This window comes from Microbacterium sp. UCD-TDU (assembly GCF_000340625.1).
Taxonomy (GTDB): domain Bacteria; phylum Actinomycetota; class Actinomycetes; order Actinomycetales; family Microbacteriaceae; genus Microbacterium; species Microbacterium maritypicum.
The window spans coordinates 1187876-1204415 of sequence record NZ_KB454446.1 but is presented as its reverse complement, the minus strand read 5'-3'; the positions used below and the strand labels follow the sequence as shown (position 1 = coordinate 1204415).

16 protein-coding genes are annotated in these 16540 nt (G+C 69.8%); 11 read left to right on the top strand and 5 right to left on the bottom strand.

Annotated features, from left to right (window positions below):
- Positions 1-43: 43 nt before the first annotated feature.
- The 4 genes from D514_RS28680 to D514_RS28665 all read left to right on the top strand — a co-directional run bounded on the left by D514_RS28680 (position 44) and on the right by D514_RS28665 (position 4637).
- Positions 44-2170: an MMPL family transporter gene (locus D514_RS28680; RefSeq protein WP_017829791.1), complete on the top strand. Its 2127-nt coding sequence runs from the start codon at positions 44-46 to the stop codon at positions 2168-2170.
- The gene (locus D514_RS28675; RefSeq protein ID WP_017829790.1) at positions 2136-3458 is read left to right on the top strand and encodes a sensor histidine kinase; all 1323 of its coding nucleotides are present in this window, start codon (positions 2136-2138) and stop codon (positions 3456-3458) included. The genes D514_RS28680 and D514_RS28675 overlap by 35 nt, the downstream gene beginning before the upstream one ends.
- Positions 3455-4078: a response regulator transcription factor gene (locus D514_RS28670; protein WP_017829789.1), complete on the top strand. Its 624-nt coding sequence runs from the start codon at positions 3455-3457 to the stop codon at positions 4076-4078. The genes D514_RS28675 and D514_RS28670 overlap by 4 nt, the downstream gene beginning before the upstream one ends.
- Positions 4079-4181: 103 nt before the next feature.
- A complete protein-coding gene (locus tag D514_RS28665) occupies positions 4182-4637 on the top strand; it encodes a DUF2871 domain-containing protein (protein WP_017829788.1) in 456 nt (151 codons plus the stop codon).
- On the opposite strand, the gene cycA is transcribed toward D514_RS28665, so the two are convergent.
- Entirely contained in the window at positions 4634-6061 is a 1428-nt protein-coding gene (cycA, locus tag D514_RS28660; RefSeq protein WP_031205801.1) for a D-serine/D-alanine/glycine transporter, read from the bottom strand. The genes D514_RS28665 and cycA overlap by 4 nt on opposite strands.
- Before the next feature lie 197 nt (positions 6062-6258).
- Between cycA and D514_RS28655 the strand changes: the two genes are divergently transcribed.
- Both D514_RS28655 and D514_RS28650 read left to right on the top strand, forming a co-directional pair.
- A complete protein-coding gene (locus tag D514_RS28655) occupies positions 6259-7731 on the top strand; it encodes an MATE family efflux transporter (protein WP_017829786.1) in 1473 nt (490 codons plus the stop codon).
- A 135-nt stretch (positions 7732-7866) separates the two neighbouring features.
- Positions 7867-8289: a hypothetical protein gene (locus D514_RS28650; RefSeq protein ID WP_144052979.1), complete on the top strand. Its 423-nt coding sequence runs from the start codon at positions 7867-7869 to the stop codon at positions 8287-8289.
- Between the two features lie 4 nt (positions 8290-8293).
- On the opposite strand, the gene D514_RS28645 is transcribed toward D514_RS28650, so the two are convergent.
- Both D514_RS28645 and D514_RS28640 read right to left on the bottom strand, forming a co-directional pair.
- Positions 8294-10003, bottom strand: coding sequence for an AMP-binding protein (locus tag D514_RS28645; protein WP_031205799.1), 1710 nt, complete (start codon positions 10001-10003; stop codon positions 8294-8296).
- 125 nt (positions 10004-10128) lie between these two features.
- On the bottom strand, positions 10129-10596 hold the full coding sequence (locus D514_RS28640) for an Lrp/AsnC family transcriptional regulator (protein ID WP_017829783.1): 468 nt from the start codon (positions 10594-10596) through the stop codon (positions 10129-10131).
- Between the two features lie 112 nt (positions 10597-10708).
- Between D514_RS28640 and D514_RS28635 the strand changes: the two genes are divergently transcribed.
- Entirely contained in the window at positions 10709-11959 is a 1251-nt protein-coding gene (locus tag D514_RS28635; RefSeq protein WP_017829782.1) for a PLP-dependent aspartate aminotransferase family protein, read from the top strand.
- 28 nt (positions 11960-11987) lie between these two features.
- Here the strand turns inward: D514_RS28635 and D514_RS28630 are convergent, their stop codons facing one another.
- Positions 11988-12461, bottom strand: coding sequence for an acyl-CoA thioesterase (locus tag D514_RS28630; protein ID WP_017829781.1), 474 nt, complete (start codon positions 12459-12461; stop codon positions 11988-11990).
- A 214-nt stretch (positions 12462-12675) separates the two neighbouring features.
- Here D514_RS28630 and D514_RS28625 point away from each other — a divergent pair, with 214 nt between their 5' ends.
- From D514_RS28625 to D514_RS28610, 4 genes are all read left to right on the top strand, one after another.
- Positions 12676-14103, top strand: coding sequence for a hypothetical protein (locus D514_RS28625; RefSeq protein ID WP_081603874.1), 1428 nt, complete (start codon positions 12676-12678; stop codon positions 14101-14103).
- Positions 14104-14352: 249 nt separating this feature from the next.
- Positions 14353-14862 (top strand): hypothetical protein, encoded by a 510-nt coding sequence (locus tag D514_RS28620; protein WP_017829779.1) that lies wholly within the window; start codon positions 14353-14355, stop codon positions 14860-14862.
- A gap of 87 nt (positions 14863-14949) precedes the next feature.
- Positions 14950-15564, top strand: a complete 615-nt coding sequence (locus D514_RS28615; RefSeq protein WP_017829778.1) for a ClpP family protease — start codon at positions 14950-14952, stop codon at positions 15562-15564.
- Positions 15561-16151 (top strand): ClpP family protease, encoded by a 591-nt coding sequence (locus tag D514_RS28610; RefSeq protein WP_017829777.1) that lies wholly within the window; start codon positions 15561-15563, stop codon positions 16149-16151. The genes D514_RS28615 and D514_RS28610 overlap by 4 nt, the downstream gene beginning before the upstream one ends.
- A gap of 17 nt (positions 16152-16168) precedes the next feature.
- On the opposite strand, the gene D514_RS28605 is transcribed toward D514_RS28610, so the two are convergent.
- Entirely contained in the window at positions 16169-16528 is a 360-nt protein-coding gene (locus D514_RS28605; RefSeq protein WP_017829776.1) for a helix-turn-helix domain-containing protein, read from the bottom strand.
- Positions 16529-16540: the final 12 nt, after the last annotated feature.

The window sequence follows — 16540 nt, the reverse complement described above, 5'->3', positions numbered from 1 at the left end:
CCCGCCCGATCCTCGGAAGGGCGGTGACGGCTGGACTGGATCCATGCTCCGCACCCTCCGCTCTCTTCCCCTGTGGCTCACCTCGCGACGCGGCGGGTGGATCTCCCTGCTGGTCGCCGTCGTGGCGTTCACCGCGCTCCTCGGGGCGCTCGGCCGGGCGTCGCTCCCCTCGGGCACCGATGTGGCTCCGCCGGATTCCGAGTCGGCCCGGACGGCCGCCCTCGCGGAGCAGTTCCCCGACGGGGATGAGTCCACGGTGTTGCTGGTCGCGTCCCGAGACGACGGTGAGCGACTCGCCGCCGACGACATCGCCGCCCTGCGTTCCCTCTCGGCAGAGGTCGAAGCGGAGACAGGGCACGAGCCGCACGGGCCGATCGTCAGCGAAGACGAGAAGGCCGCGGTGCTGCAGGCGACGCTCACGCTCGCCGACGACGATGCCGCCGCAGAGGCCGTGCACGGTCTGCGCGACACCGTGACGGAGCATCCGATCGAGGGGGTGAGCGTGCAGGTCACGGGTGGACCTGCGTTCGGTGTCGACGTCGCCTCCGCGTTCGACGGCGCCGACTTCACGCTGCTGATGGTGACACTCGGGATCGTCGCGCTGCTGCTCATCGTCACCTACCGCTCGCCCGTGCTGTGGATGATCCCCCTCGTCGTCGTCGCTCTCGCCGACCAGCTGGCGAACAAGGCCACCGCGGCGATCGGTGCCGGACTCGGGCTGCAGTTCGACGCGGGCATCGTGAGCGTGCTCGTGTTCGGCGCCGGGACGAACTATGCGCTCCTGCTGATCTCGCGCTATCGCGAAGAACTCGCGCATGAGTCCGATCACCGCCGTGCGCTCGTCGGCGCGTGGCGCGCCACCGCACCCGCGATCGTCGCCTCGAACCTCACCGTGGTGCTCGCCCTGTCGACTCTCGCCCTCGCGGTGATCCCCGGCACGCGTGGACTCGGCATCGCCTCGGCCATCGGCCTTCTGATCGCCCTCGCCGCCGTGCTGCTGGTGCTGCCGCCCGCTCTCGCGGTGTGCGGCCGCCGCATCTTCTGGCCGTTCGCGCCGCGGGTCGGCGACGACGCGAAGACCGGTCGCGTGTGGGGTGCTGTCGCGCAGCGCGTCTCCCGGCGTCCGTGGGTTCCGCTGGTCGGCGGGCTCGCGCTGCTCGGGGTCTTCGCGGGTGGTCTCGCCGGAGCATCCGTCGGGCTCACCCAGGTGGAGAAGTTCCGTGTCGCGTCGGAATCGGCAGCGGGTCTCACGGTGCTGGGCGCGCACTTCCCCGCCGGTGAGGCCCAGCCGATGATCGTGATCGGTGACACGGCGGCGGCCGATGCGCTGGCCGGCGCGGTCGAAGATGTGCCTGGCGTGCTCCGGGTGTCGACGACCGGGGAGAGCACCGACGGTGCTCTCACGCGACTGATGGTCGTCGGTGAACCGGCGCCTGGTACGGCGGAGAGCCTCGCTCTGGTGAGTGCCGTGCGAGAGGCCGCGGCCTCGGTTCCGGAGGCCGATGCCGTGGTCGGTGGTCCGGTGGCGGCGGATCTCGACGCGCGCGAGGGCAATCAGCGCGACCTGCAACTGCTGGTCCCGCTCGTGCTCGCCGTCAGTCTGCTGGTCCTGATCGTGCTGCTGCGCTCCCTGGTGGCACCCGTGCTGCTGCTCCTGGTGAACATCCTCAGCGCCGTCGCCGCGATCGGCGCAGGCACCTGGCTGAGCCGGGTGCTGTTCGGATGGGATGCGCTCGACCTGCAGGTGCCGCTGCTGTCGTTCCTGTTCCTGGTGGCGCTCGGAATCGACTACACGATCTTCCTTGTGCACCGGGCGCGCGTGGAGGCGCGGACGGTCGGCACGCGGCAGGGGATGGTCCGAGCGCTCACGGCGACGGGTGGCGTGATCACCAGCGCCGGTGTCGTGCTCGCAGCGGTGTTCGCCGCCCTCGGGCTGCTGCCGCTGGTCACGCTCGGACAGATCGGGCTCATCGTCGGCATCGGCGTGCTCGTCGACACCTTCGTCGTGCGCACCCTCGTGGTCCCTGCGATCTTCGCGATCGTCGGGGATCGGATGTGGTGGCCGGGAAAGCGCGGGGCGGACGAATCCCCCACCGATCGAGGTGCGCAGCGACCGCACGGGGGAGAATACGAGGATGCCGCAGTCGACACCTCTCCCGCCGCGAGCTGAAGCCACCCGGGCTCAGCGAGCCGGCCGCGACGAGCGCGCGGCCGGCTCGGGCACCTCGCGCACCTGGGCGAGCCTGGTCGGATCGATCCGGATAGGCCAGGCCGTCATCACGGTCGTGCTGCTCGTGGTCGGCGCCGGGCGCGCCGCAGCCGACGGAGTGCCGCTTCCGTGGGTGCTGGCCCTCTCGCTGGTGTTCCTCGGCTGGTACGGCGGCGGGCTGCTGCTCAGCGAGCGCATCTCCGACCGTCGGCTGGCGACCTGGTGGCTGCTCGGGCTGACACTCATCTGGCTCGGCGCGGTCGTGGTCTCGCCGGAGTTCGTGTGGCTCGCCTTCCCGCTGTGGCTGCTCGCCGGGTTCGTGATGCGCCTGCGGTGGGCGTTGCTGCTCAGCGCGGCGATCCTCGTGGTCGTGGTGAGCGCCCCGCTGCTGCACACCGGTGCCACGACCTATGCGAACGTGATCGGTCCTCTCGTCGGCGGCATCTTCGCGCTGGGGATATCCCGCGGGTACCTCGAGCTCGTCCGTGACGGGCGGGAGCGGCGTCGGCTGATCGCCTCGCTCGTCGCGACTCAGGAGGAGATGGCCGCGCTGCAGGACGAGCTCGCCCGCACTCAGCGCGAGTCCGGGGCGAGCGCCGAGCGCACCCGGGTGTCGCGCGACATCCACGACACGGTCGCCCAGAGCGTGTCGTCGATCGGGATGCTGGCGCGTTCGGCCCTGGAGGCGGACGATCCGGCCCAGCGCACGCGAGCCCTCGAGCAGATCGGCGCCCTTGCGACGGAGGGGATGGCGGATGCGCGGCGCATCGTGAACGCGCTGATGCCGGCCGAGTTGGAATCCACCGCCCTCGGCGACGCCCTGGCCCGGATGCTCGAACGCCTGGCCGACGAGACCGGCATCGAGGTGACGCTGCACGCCGACGACGACCTGCCCTCGCTCGGCATCGACGCCGAGGTCGCTCTGCTGCGGACCGCGCAGTCGGCCCTCGCGAACGTCCGCTCCCACGCGTCGGCCACCCGGGTCGTGGTCACCCTCGCCGATGCCGGCGACACGGTGCGGCTCGACATCGTCGATGACGGGCGCGGATTCGACGCCCGGCACTGGGATACGCAGGGCGGGGTGGGCAGTCGGGGCGGCGGCTACGGGCTGCGCTCGATGCGTGCGCGCCTGCGGGAGCTCGGCGGGGGGCTCGACGTGGAGAGCGCCCCCGGTGACGGCACCGCGCTCTCGGCGCACATCCCCCTCGGCGGCACCGCTCAGGCGCGGCGACCTGGGGGTGAAGGATGACCGCGGTGCGCGTGCTGCTCGTGGACGACCACCCCATCGTGCGCGCCGGGGTGCGCTCGCTGTTCGACCATCGCGATGACGTCGAGGTGGTCGGTGAGGCGGCGTCCGGTGAGGAGGCCGTGACCCTCGCGCGGCATCTGCGTCCCGACGTCGTACTGTGCGACCTGCGGCTGGGCGACGGCATGGACGGGGTGCAGACGACTGCCGCGCTGCGTGCGCAGCAGCCCGCCCCCGCCGTGCTGATCCTGACGACGTTCGACCGCGACGCCGAGATCCTGGGCGCTATCGAGGCGGGAGCGGCCGGCTACCTGCTCAAAGACGTCGCCCCCGATGACATCGTGCGCGCGATCCGGCAGGCGGCTTCGGGCGGACTCGTGCTCACTCCCGAGCTGAGCGCACGCGTCGTGCAGGTCATGCGCGCACCGCGGGTGCGCCTGACCGACCGCGAGCTGGAGGTGCTCCGACTGCTCGACACGGGGGCATCCAACCGCGAGATCGCGAAGACCCTGTTCGTGACCGAGGCCACCGTGAAGACCCACCTCGTGCACGTGTTCGAGAAGCTCGGCGCCGACAGCCGTGCGCGCGCCATCGCCATCGCGCGCGACAGCGGCCTGCTCTGAGCCCGACCCTGCGCGGCGGGCCCGCTTCCGGCATCTCAACCGTTCGATGGATCCCGGGAATCCAGGCGGCGACGAGGCTGGAATCAGACCGAAAGGATTCCCGATGCGCAGGCTCTTCTCCGCCGCGTTCGCCTACATGCTCGTGGGCGTCGCCTCCGGACTCTTCTACCGAGAGTTCACCAAGATGAACGACTTCCCCGAGGGGGAGGCGACGCAGCTCGGCCTCGTGCACACGCACCTGCTCACGCTGGGCTTCGTCGTGCTGTTGATCGTCCTGCTCCTGGAGAAGGCGTTCGCGCTCTCCGAGAGCCGCCTCTTCAGCTGGTTCTTCTGGCTGTACAACGCCGGCCTCGTGCTGACGTCGGCGATGATGGTGTGGCACGGCTGCCTGACGGTGCTCGGACAGGAGTCGTCGAGCATGATCGCGGGCATCGCCGGCATGGGGCACATCCTGCTCAGCGCCGGGATGGTCCTGCTGTTCCTGGCACTGCGCAAGCGCCTGTTCGCAGCGGTACCCGCGACGCCGGCCATCCCCGCTGCCTCCGTCTCTGCCGGCTAGTCCGCCTCGACCGAGTCGTCGCGCAGGTGGGCGATGTGCGCCGCATGCCGGGCCAGGTGGTTCGGTGAGCGGCGCACGAAGATCCACGCCACGAACAGCAGCACGAACCAGAGCGGTGTCACCAGAAGTGCCGTCAACGTGTCGGGCTGCGTCGTGAGTGCCCACAGGATGAACACGAAGAATGCCAGCACCACGTAGACCATGAACACGCCGCCCGGCAGCCGGAACGTCGAGGCGGCGACCTTGTCCTTGCGGGTGCGCCGGTACACGAGGTAGCTGCACAGGAAGATCGTCCACACGAACATGAAGCACAGCGCCGAGACCGTCGTCACCATGTCGAAGGCGGTGCCGATGTCCTTTCCCGCGTAGAGCAGCACGACGCCGGAGAGCAGCAGGATGCACGACAGGAACAGTGCGTTCTGCGGCACCCGGCGGCGGGAGAGGCGGGCGAACACCCGAGGGGCATCGCCGTCCTGCGCCAGGCCGAACACCATGCGCGAGGTCGAGTAGATGCCGGAGTTCGCGCTCGACATGGCCGAGGTGAGCACGACGAGGTTGACCACGGTCGCGGCGATGCCGAGCCCGGCGAGCGCGAACATCGCGATGAACGGGCTCTCGCCGGCGACGTACTCGGTCCACGGAGTGACCGCCATCAGCACGATGAGCGCGCCCACGTAGAACAGCAGGACACGGATCGGGATCGCGTTGATCGCCTTGGGCAGGTTGCGCTTCGGGTCCTTGGTCTCCGCCGCGGCGGTGCCCACGAGCTCTATGCCGACGAAGGCGAACACCGCGATCTGGAATCCGGCGACGAAGCCCATGAACCCGTGGGGGAACATGCCGCCCTTGTCCCAGAGGTTCGAGAAGCTCGCCGTACCCGCGTCGTGCTGGAAGCCGGTGAAGATCATCACGAGGCCGGTGATGATGAGCGCCACGATCGCGACGATCTTGATCAGCGCGAACCAGAACTCCATCTCGCCGAAGGCGGCGACGGTGGGGAGGTTCAGGGCGAGCAGGATGACGATGACGAGCACGCCGGGGATCCACAGCGGGATGCCGGGGATGAGGGCATCCGTGTACCCGGCAATCGCGATCACGTCGGCGACGCCGGTGACCACCCAGCAGAACCAGTAGGTCCATCCGGTGAAGAACCCCGCCCACGGGCCGAGCAGATCGCTCGCGAAGTCGCTGAACGACTTGTACTTCAGGTTCGACAGCAGCAGCTCGCCCATGGCCCTCATGACGAAGAACAGCATGAACCCGATGATCATGTAGACGAAGATCACCGACGGGCCCGCGACCGAGATGGTCTTGCCGCTGCCCATGAAGAGTCCGGTGCCGATGGCTCCGCCTATCGCGAGGAGCTGGATATGGCGGTTGCTCAGCGCGCGCCGCAGGTGCTGTTCCTCTCCGTCCGCGGCGATGTCGCGCGCGCGTCCGGTTCCCCCCGTGTGCTGCGTGGTCACTTTCTTCCTCCGGTCGTCGTCGACGGTGTCGTTCCGACGGTACCCTCCGAGTCCGGGATGCTCGGAATCCTGATCCGGTACTCCACTCCGCCGAATCGATTCGATAGGCTTGTTCCACCCCCGATCACTCCTTCAGTTCTGCGAGCCGCTCCTTCATGGCCACCTCCCTCACCACGGGCCGCCCGTGGCGCGTCATCCTTGCCTTCTCCATCCCCCTCCTCCTCGGCAACGTGGTGCAGCAGCTGTACCAGTTCGCCGATGCCATCGTCGTCGGCCGACACCTCGGCGTCACTTCGCTCGCGGCCGTCGGTGCGACCGGCAGCCTGCTGTTCCTGCTGCTCGGGTTCGCCTGGGGGCTGACGAGCGGTTTCGCGATCCCGATCGCGCAGGCCTTCGGCGCGAGAGACGACGCGGCCGTGCGTCGTTCGGTCGCGACCGGGGTTCTCCTGAGCGCCCTGACGAGCGTGATCCTGACCGTGGGAGCGCCCCTCCTCGCCGCCCCGATCCTCGCCCTGCTGCAGACCCCGCCTGAGCTGATGGCCGAGGCCACGATCTTCACGCAGATCAGCTTCCTCGGTGCGAGCGCGACGATGTTCTTCAACTACCTCTCCGCGATCATCCGCGCGATCGGCGACTCGAAGACGCCGCTGGTGTTCCTCACCGTCTCGTGCGTGCTGAACGTCGGGCTCGTCGTGCTCATGGTCGGCCCCCTCGAGTGGGGCGTGGGCGGAGCCGCCATCGCCACCGTCGTGGCGCAGGCCGTCTCGGTGGCGCTGTGCCTCGAGTTCGTGCGCCGCCGCCTGCCCATGTTGCATCTGCGCCGTGCGGACTGGCGCATCACCCGGTCCGACATCGCCGAGCACCTGCGCCTCGGCCTGCCGATGGGCTTCCAGGCGTCGATCATCGCGATCGGCACGCTCACCGTGCAGGTGGCGTTGAACACCCTCGGAGCCGATGCGGTCGCGGCCTACACGACGGGATCCCGCGTCGACAGCCTCGCGGTCGCCCTGCTCTCCTCCCTCGGGCTCGCGGTCTCGATGTACGCGGCGCAGAATCACGGCGGACGTCGTCCCGACCGCATCCGCCGCGGTGTGGTCGAGGCGACCTGGATGGCCGTCGTCGCCGGTCTCGTGCTCGGTGGGCTGCTGATCGCCTTCGGTGCGCCGATGGTGCGCCTGTTCATCGGAGAAGGGTCCGACACCGTCGTCGACGACGCGCACCGGATGCTCATCATCAACGGCTGCGGCTACTGGGCGCTGGGCATGCTGTTCGTGCTGCGCGGCGCCCTGCAGGGGCTCGGCCATACCCTCGTGCCCACCGTGACCGGCGTGATCGAGCTCGTGATGCGCGTGGGGGCGGCCATCGTGCTGGGCGCGTGGATCGGTTTCGACGGCGTCGCCCTGAGCAACCCGCTCGCGTGGCTCGGTGCGATCGTGCTGCTCGTGCCCGCGTACGTCCGTGCTCATCGGGCGCTCGGACGGCTGCCCATCGACCCCGCGGAGGCGACCGAGACCTCGGCGATCGCGATCGTCGGGCCGACCGACGGGTCGATGGTCGTGGATGCGGTCGTCACCCAGCCGGTGCGTGTGCAACGGGCGCGCCGCCTGCGCTGGCCGAGACGTCGCTGAAGGCCCGTCTCGGTCTGTCCGATCCGCACGGATATCCGCCTCCAGGATGATGCGCGTCGCACTTGAGACGGATGCCCTTTCCGGGAGACACTTCTAATGTCGAATGAGTGGAGTAACCACTGACGGGGGGTCGTCATGACGACAATGAGAGTGGCCAGTGATCTGGCCGCGGTGATGGTGCCGATCGGTTACGCGGGTGCGGCGCTCGCCGCCATCTTCGCGATCGTCGCGGCGGTCGCGATCATCCGAGGGGCCGGTGGGCTCGCCGGTGGTGCGGTGGGTCTGTGGATCGTGGGCGCGCTGATGAGCGTCGCAGCCTCGTTCGGGCAGGACTGGACGCCGCTGATCCTGGCGTGCGGATCGCTCGTGGCGATGCTGATCGTCGGCGCCATCGTGCGTGCGATCGTGAACGCGGCCGGTGACGGACGGGTCGACCGTGCGGCCGAAGACGTGCTGCCGAAGGCCGTTCCCGCCTCGAAGGCACCCACGGCTCCGACCTCGAAGCCCGCACTGTCGAAGACCGGGCCGGCGACGGCATCGGTCGCGATCGTGCGCTGAGCGTTCAGCGGTAGTCGCGGTCGCGGTGCTGTCCGCTCTCGTCTCCTGATTCCACCCGCGCAGCTTCGCGAGCGCGCAGCTCGACACGGCGGATCTTGCCCGAGATCGTCTTCGGCAGCTCCGGAACGAACTCGATGATCCGCACCCACAGGTGCGACGACAGCCGCTCGTGCGCGTAGGCGAAGATCGCGCGCGCCGCGTCCGAGTCGTCGGCTGCGACATCGGAGGTCAGGCAGACGTAGGCCTTCGGCACGGCCAGACGCGTCGGATCGGGGCTCGGGATCACCGCCGCCTCGATCACGAGGTCGTGCTCCAGCAGCACGGACTCGAGCTCGAACGGCGAGATCTTGTAGTCGGAGGCCTTGAACACGTCATCGGAGCGTCCGACGTAGGTGAGGTAGCCGTCGTCGTCGCGCACCGCGATGTCGCCGGTGTGGTGGTAACCACCCGTCCGGGACTCGGCGGTCTTCTCGGGGTCGTCGTAGTACCCGGCCATGAGCCCGAGCGGAGGCCGGGACAGGTCGAGCGCGATCTCGCCCTCGCCGTCGACGACCTCTCCGGTGACGGGGTCCAGCAGCACCACCGGGTAGCCGGGCAGGGGGCGGCCCATGGATCCGACCTTCACGGCTTGACCCGGGGAGTTGCCGATGCAGGCGGTCATCTCGGTCTGACCGAAGCCGTCGCGGATCGTTCCGCCCCAGGCGTCGCGCACCCGGTCGATGACCTCGGGGTTCAGCGGCTCACCCGCCCCCACCAGCTCACGCGGCGGGTGGGAGAGGCGGGCGAGGTCGGCCTGGATCAGCATCCGCCACACCGTCGGCGGCGCGCAGAACGTCGACACGTGGTGGGTGTCCATGACCTGCATGAGCGTGTTCGCATCGAAGCGGGCGTAGTTGTAGACGAAGACGGTCGCCTCGGCGAGGAACGGCGAGTAGAAGCTCGACCAGGCGTGCTTCGCCCAGCCGGGGGAAGAGATGTTGAGGTGCACATCGTCGGGGCGCACACCGAGCCACCACATGGTCGACAGATGCCCGATCGGATACGAGGCGTGCGTGTGCTGCACGAGCTTCGGCCGGTTCGTGGTGCCCGAGGTGAAGTAGAGCAGGGCGGTGTCGGAGGAGGGGGTCGGGCCGTCGGGCTCGAAGACCGCCGTGGCAGCGGTCGAATCCTCGAACCGCGCCCAGTCGGACGGGATGCCGTCGCCCACACCGATGCGCAGGATGTCGGGCCCGATGCCGTCGAGGCGGTCGGCGAGGGCTCCGAGCGTGATGACCGCCCGCGCGCGGCCGTGGTCTACGCGGTACGCGAGATCCGCCGCGGAGAGGAGGGTCGAGCTCGGGATGGAGACGGCGCCGATCTTCGTGATCGCCAGCATCACCTCCCACAGCTCGATCGTGTTGTTCAGCATCACGATCACGTGGTCGCCGCGGCCGATGCCGAGAGCGGCGAGCCAGGCGGCCACCTGGTCGGATCGTGCCGAAAGCTCGCCGTAGGTCCAGGAGCGCAGGCTCAGGTCGGCCTCGACGATCTGCACCGCCGGCCGGTCGGGATTCTCGCCCGCGACCACGTCGAACCACTCCAGCGCGAAGTTGAACTCCGGCACCTGCGGCCAGGCGAACCCGGCCCGCGCCGCCTCGTAGTCCGTGGCGTTCGCGAAGAGGAAGTCCCGCATCTCGCGGACGGTGTGCGTGGCGGCGGTGGCGCTGCGGCTCATGGTGCTCCCTTGCTCCTGGCTGACGTGCATTCCATCCTCGCGCACGCATCGACGCCTTGCTCGTTCCGGTCGCAGTTCCTGCCGCCTGAGACGGAATCGGACGGCAGGAACTGCGACCGGAAGGGTCAGGCGGAGAGCACTCCCGGTCCGTCGCGCAGCTCGAACACGAGCTGGGTCTCGGTGCCGCGCACGACCGGATGGACCGTGATGTGCTCGAGCACGATGTCGCGCAGTGCCGTCGCATCCTGCACCGCCACGTGCACGAGGAAGTCGTCGACGCCGGCCACGTGGAAGACCTGCAGCACGCGCGGGATGTCGGCGAGGGCATCGAAGAGCGCGGTCACCTTCGCCCCGGTGTGGTTCGCGAGGCGCACCTTGATGATCGCCTGCAGCGGGAATCCGAGGGCGGCCCCGTCGATGCGGATGCGGGTGTCGCGGATGACGCCGCGTTCGCGCAGCGCCCGCACCCGATGCGCGCAGGTCGACTCGGCGAGGCCGAGCCGATGCGCGAGCGCCTTGTTCGTCGTCTCGGCATCACGAGTGAGGACCGCGAGCAGTTCGAGGTCGATCTCGTCGAGTTGTGCTTTCGCCAACGGGAGGCCTCCTTGCCTGCTGGGTATTGCACAGAGTAGCGTTCAACATCGATTTTCTGGCGGCTTCTGTCGATCTTCTGCGCATTCGCCGTGATTCCGGCAACGTGGAGGCATGACTGCACCGCTGCATCCCGACACCGTCGCCGTCCACAGCGGACGCTCCGATCTCGAGGGTCTCGGGGTCCACGCGCTGCCGATCGACCTGTCGACGACGAATCCGCTCCCCGACATCGAGCGCGGCGGGGACTCGTACGAGGCGATGGCGACGGGCGGGCGTCCCCCGGCCGACGGCAGCATGGTCTACGCGCGGCTGTGGAATCCCACGGTCGCCCGCTTCGAGGAGGCGCTGGCCGAACTCGAGCATGCCGACGCGTCAGTCGCCTTCGCCTCGGGCATGGCCGCGATGACGGCCGTGATCCTCGCGCACACCGGTGCGACGGGGGCGCGCCACGTGGTCGCTGTGCGTCCGCTCTACGGGGGCACCGACCACCTGCTCGGATCCGGGCTGCTCGGCGTCGAGACCACCTACTGTCATCCCGACGAGGTCGCGGCAGCCGTCCGTCCCGATACCGGCCTCGTGGTCGTCGAGACCCCGGCGAACCCCACGCTCGAGATCGCCGACATCGCCGACGTGGTGCGTCAGGCCGGGGCGGTGCCGGTCGTCGTCGACAACACCTTCGCGACCCCGGTGCTGCAGAATCCGATCGATCTGGGTGCTGCGATGTCGTTGCACAGCGCCACCAAGTACCTCGGCGGCCACGGTGATGTGATCGCCGGCGTGGTCGCGTGCGGGGAGGAGACGGCGCAGGCGCTGCGCCGCGTGCGGGCGGTGACCGGCGGGCTGCTGCATCCCCTGGGGGCGTATCTGCTGCACCGCGGCCTCACGACGCTGCCGGTGCGCGTGCGTCACCAGCAGGAGAGTGCGCGACGGATCGTGCAGTGGCTCATCGATCGGCCAGAGGTCGCCGAGGTCTACTACCCGGGTCTGGACGGCGACCCGCGCGGCATCCTGAAACGGCAGATGCGGGGCACCGGTGCGATGATCGCGATGCGGATGCGGGGCGGTTTCGCCGCAGCCTCCGCCGTCACGACCGCGACGACGCTGTTCACGCACGCCGTCTCGCTGGGCGGCGTCGACTCGCTGATCCAGCACCCCGCCGCGCTCACGCATCGCCCGGTGCCGCCGGAGGCGCGGCCCGCCGCCGACGTGCTGCGGCTGTCGATCGGCCTGGAAGACGCCGACGATCTCATCGCCGATCTGGCTCAGGCATTCGCCGCTGCGCCGGCCTTCCCGGTCGAAGCGCCCCTCTCCGACCGGGTCACCTCCTCGAGCGAGACGCACCGGGGGGCTGTTCGCGCCTGAGGAGGTGGCTCGGCGCTCTCGAGCGGTGTCAGGGTGAGGGGAGCCGGATCGTCCCGGTGGCGATGTGCTCGGTCGGCATCCGATCACGGTCGTAGGTGATCTCGGTGTAGCCGTGCGGAGTCGGTGTCCCGTCGTCGTCGAGGCTCACGAACACGATCTTCTCGATCGTGAGGATGCGCTTGCGCGTGATCATGTTCCTGGCCACCGCGCGCATCGTCAGGGAGGTCCTGCCGAAGTGGGTCGCCTGCAGGCCGATCTCGATCAGATCGCCCTGCACGGCCGAGGCCTCGAAGTTGATCTCCGAGATGTGCTTGGTCACGGCACGGTAGTTGCCCAGTTGCACGATCGCGTAGATCGCCGCCTCCTCGTCGATCCACTTCAGCAGGCTGCCGCCGAACAGCGAGCCGTTCGCGTTGAGATCCTCCGGGCGCACCCACTTGCGGGTGCGGAAGTTGAGTCCGTCCTCCGACCACTGCCACGCCGGTGCCTTCTGCTTCGCCATGGGCCCGAGACTAGGCGGGCCGTGAGTCCACGATGTTACGTTCCGTTTTCGTGGAAGGCACAGCGGTCTGCGCCCATCGTTTGTGCACCTGCCACAAGAAACTGAGTCCCGGAAGTGCTGAGACTTGGTATCGAACGGCAAATCCGAAGGTCGGGGTCGAGCCTGCCCATACAGTCGCCGGTGGCAACGACGCCACTGACCTCGGGAGTCCTCGATGACGAGTACCACACCCCATTCGCACGGCATCGGCATGCGCATCGCCGTGATCGTCCTCAGCCTGCTGCTGGCCGCCATGGTGATCCTGTTCTTCGTGACGACGAGCAAGATCGCCGCCGGAGCGTCCGAGCTCGCCGACGGCACCACGTCGGCGAAAGACGGTTCCGCCGATCTCGCCGCCGGCGCCGCCGACCTCTCGGCCGGCGCATCCCAGCTCGCCGAAGGCAGCACCGACCTCTCCGCGGGGGCCGCCAGCGCGCACGCGGGATCGCAGAAGCTGAGCGACGGCGCCACGACGGCCGCGACCGGCGCCACGACGCTCGCCGAGGGTGCCAGCAGCCTGGCCGCCGGAGCCTCTTCGGCGGTGGCCGGCGCGGGCAAGGTCAGCGGGGGAGCGCAGACGGCGCTCGCCGGGGCTCAGGAGCTCGCGTCGAAGCTGGCGACGGCGGATGCCGGGGCCCAGGCGCTCTCCAGCGGGGTGTCGACGCTCGCAGCAGGCGTCAACGGTGCGCACGCATACGCGAACGGCGTGCTCGTCGGCGCGACAGGTTTCAGCGACACGCTTCGCGCGGGTGTGACGCCCGCAGTGCAGGGCCTGGCGCAGCCGTCCACGGAGGCGGCGCTCAAGGGTCTCGCGTCCATGGCTCCCGGTCACTCCCAGCAGCTCGCCGACGGCCTCGCCGCTCTGGTCGCGACCTACCCCGACGACGCGAAGCTCCGTGACCTCGTCACGCTCGCCATGCAGGTCGACGGGGAGGTCGACGCTCTGGCGGCCCCAGCGGCGTCGGCTCCCGCTCTCGCGCAGGGGCTCGTCGCCGCAGCCGGTGGCTCCGCGAGGGTCACAGCCGGCGTCAACGCGCTCATCAGCGGCGATGCGTCCCAGAAGTGGCCCGGCACTGCGGCGCTCGTCGCGCCCCAGGGGGCGCCCGCCCTCGTCGCCGGCGCGCAGACTCTGCAGTCGGGCACGTCGCAGCTCTCGGCCGGCGCCGCGAAGCTCGCCTCCGGTCTGCAGACACTCTCCACCGGAGCCTCCTCCCTCTACTCGGGCACGGCCGACCTCAGTGCGGGCGCGACCCGCCTGAACGACGGCGCGAGCACGCTCGCCACCGGCGTCGGCGCGCTGCAGTCCGGTGCCGGCGACCTCAACATCGGCATCGGCGAACTCTCGGCGGGAGCCTCCGCGGTCGCGGACGGCTCGGGTGATCTCGCAGTGGGCGGGGACAAGCTCGAAGTCGGAGCCGCCGATCTCGCCGAGGGCAACGGCCTGATCGCGGAAGGCTCCGGCACCCTCGCCACCGCCACCGCGGGGGCCGCGCCCTCGATGCTGCCCTGGATCCTCGGCGTCGCCCTGGCCGGGTTGATCGCGATCGGCTTCTGGGTCGGTCACCGCATCACCCACCGGCGCGCTCTCGCCCTGGCTGCCTGACCCCACCCATCCCCACCCCACCCGAGTCCCCTGGGCGGATGCCTCCCCACCGGCATCCGCTCAGGGGCGCGGGGAACACCTCAGAGGCGGACGCCACCGATCTGCACGAGGCGGTCGCCGTGCGATTGGCGCCTCGCATCCTGAACCTGCACCATGGAGTGCGGGGGGATTCCCACGGCGCGGATACGATGCGATCGTGTCCCGGGAGAGACGTCTCTCGCCCTCCGCGACCCGGGGAGGTATCCGTTCGTGGCTCGAAGCACTCCATCACTCACCGGACCGACTCCGCGACGTCGCCTCGTTCGCTGGCTCATCGTCGTCGCGGGGACCGCCCTCGTCGTCATCGTCGCGATGGTCGCTCTGGTCTCGTGGAGGCCTGGCTTCACCACGAACGTGACGATTCCTCTGAGCTACGTCGCCGATGACGGACAGACGTACTCCTGCACGTACGACTACCGCACGCCGGACCACCTGCCGATGCCCGCCGATATCGCCGAGCGGATGAATGCGCGCGACTGGTCCCGGACCGGCCAGGACATCTACGAATGGGCGAAGAGCCACCCTGCCGAACACTGGACGACGGAGGAGGAGCTGCCCGCAGACGACCCCGGGTCCACGCGGGCGGACGCATCGTGGAGCCTCGCGATGGACAGGTATGTCAAGTTTCCCCCGTGGCGAATCCAGACCGAAGACGGGGAGGAGTACGGGTTGTGGTGGGAACAGCGCAGGGGCAGCAACTGCGAAGACGGCCTGCGGTGAGCCCGCGTCTGCACGCATCCGCTCAGGGCAGAGCCGCCCACGGCAGAATCCGGTCCTGCGCGGAGCGCGGCGGCGGATGCTGGGGGCATGAGCGAAGACAACCCCATCCGGCAGTTCGGTCCTGAAGCCCGGCGGGCGCTGTTCCACGAGCGGGTGCTCGTGCTCGACGGTGCTCTCGACGACGACAACGGCACGCTGCTGATGACGCAGCTGCTCGCGCTCTCGGCGGAAGACCCCCTGGCCGAGATCGCGCTCTGGATCCACTCGCCCGGCGGTTCCGTGCCGTCGATGCTCGCGATCCGCGACATCATGCGGCTCATCCCCAACGACGTCGCGACCCTGGCCCTCGGGCTCGCCTGCAGCGCCGGGCAGTTCCTGCTCTCCGCGGGCACGCCGGGCAAGCGGCGGGCGCTCACGCACGCACGCATCCTCATGCATCAGGGGTCGGCGGGCATCGGCGGCTCGGCCGGCGAGATCGAGACGCAGGCCGACGACCTCCGGCACATGCGCGACACCGTGCTCGGGCTCATCGCCGCCGACACGGGGCAGCCGGTCGCCCGCATCTTCGAGGACTCGCTGCACGACCGCTGGTACACCGCGACGCAGGCGCAGGAGTACGGCTTCATCGACGGCATCGTCGACTCGGTCGCCGAGGTCATGCCGCGGCGACGCACACGAGTGGGGTTGGGGGCGGACGCATGAGCGGCTACACGATCCCGAACGTCATCGCGCAGCATCCGCGAGGGGAGCGTGTCATGGACGTGTACTCGCACCTGCTCGCGGAGCGCGTCATCTATCTCGGCACCGGCATCGATGCGGGGGTCGCGAACGCCCTCATCGCGCAGCTGCTGCACCTCGACGCGGACAGCTCCGAGTCCGGTGTCCAGTTCTACATCAACAGCGAGGGCGGGGATCCCGGTGCGGCGCTGGCGATCTACGACACGATGCGGCACATCCGTCCGCGCATCGCGACGACGTGCGTGGGACAGGCGATCGGCCCCGCCGCGCTCCTCGTCGCCGCCGGCGCGTCAGGGGAGCGGGCTGCCCTCGCGCATGCCCGCATCGTGCTGCATCAGCCGGCCGGGCAGTCTCGAGGCGCGATCCCCGACCTGATCCTCGCGGCCGACGAGGTGGTGCGGGTGCGCTCGGACATGGAGGAGATTCTCGCCAGGCACAGCGGTCGCACGGTCGCGGAACTGCGCGCCGACACCGACCGCGATCGGGTGTTCACCGCCGCGGCCGCGCTCGAGTACGGATTGATCGACACGGTGCTGGGCGCGCGGAGCTGAGATGACGGCTCCGGGGATCAGGCGGCGAGGGCGAACGTGAAGCGGGCCGCCGAGACCGACACCGCAGCGGATGCCGGGACCGCAGCCGAGCGCAGCTCATCGGCCACGGCGCTCGTCAGCTCGATCAGGCTCGTGTCGAGAGCGCCGGCTATCGCGGCGATCATCTCGCTCGACGGCTCCTTCAACCCGCGTTCGACCTCGGAGAGGTACTGCGGAGAGACGCCGGCCTTCCCCGCGGTCTCCGTGAGGGTCTCCTCGCGGTCGTGGCGTCGACGCCGCAGCTGGTCGCCCAGCATGTGCCGCCACAGCGGTTCGGGACCGCGCGGCTGCGGACGGTCGGGGCGAGGGGCGCGCGGGAACGAGAGGATGTCGGCCATGCCTCACGATAA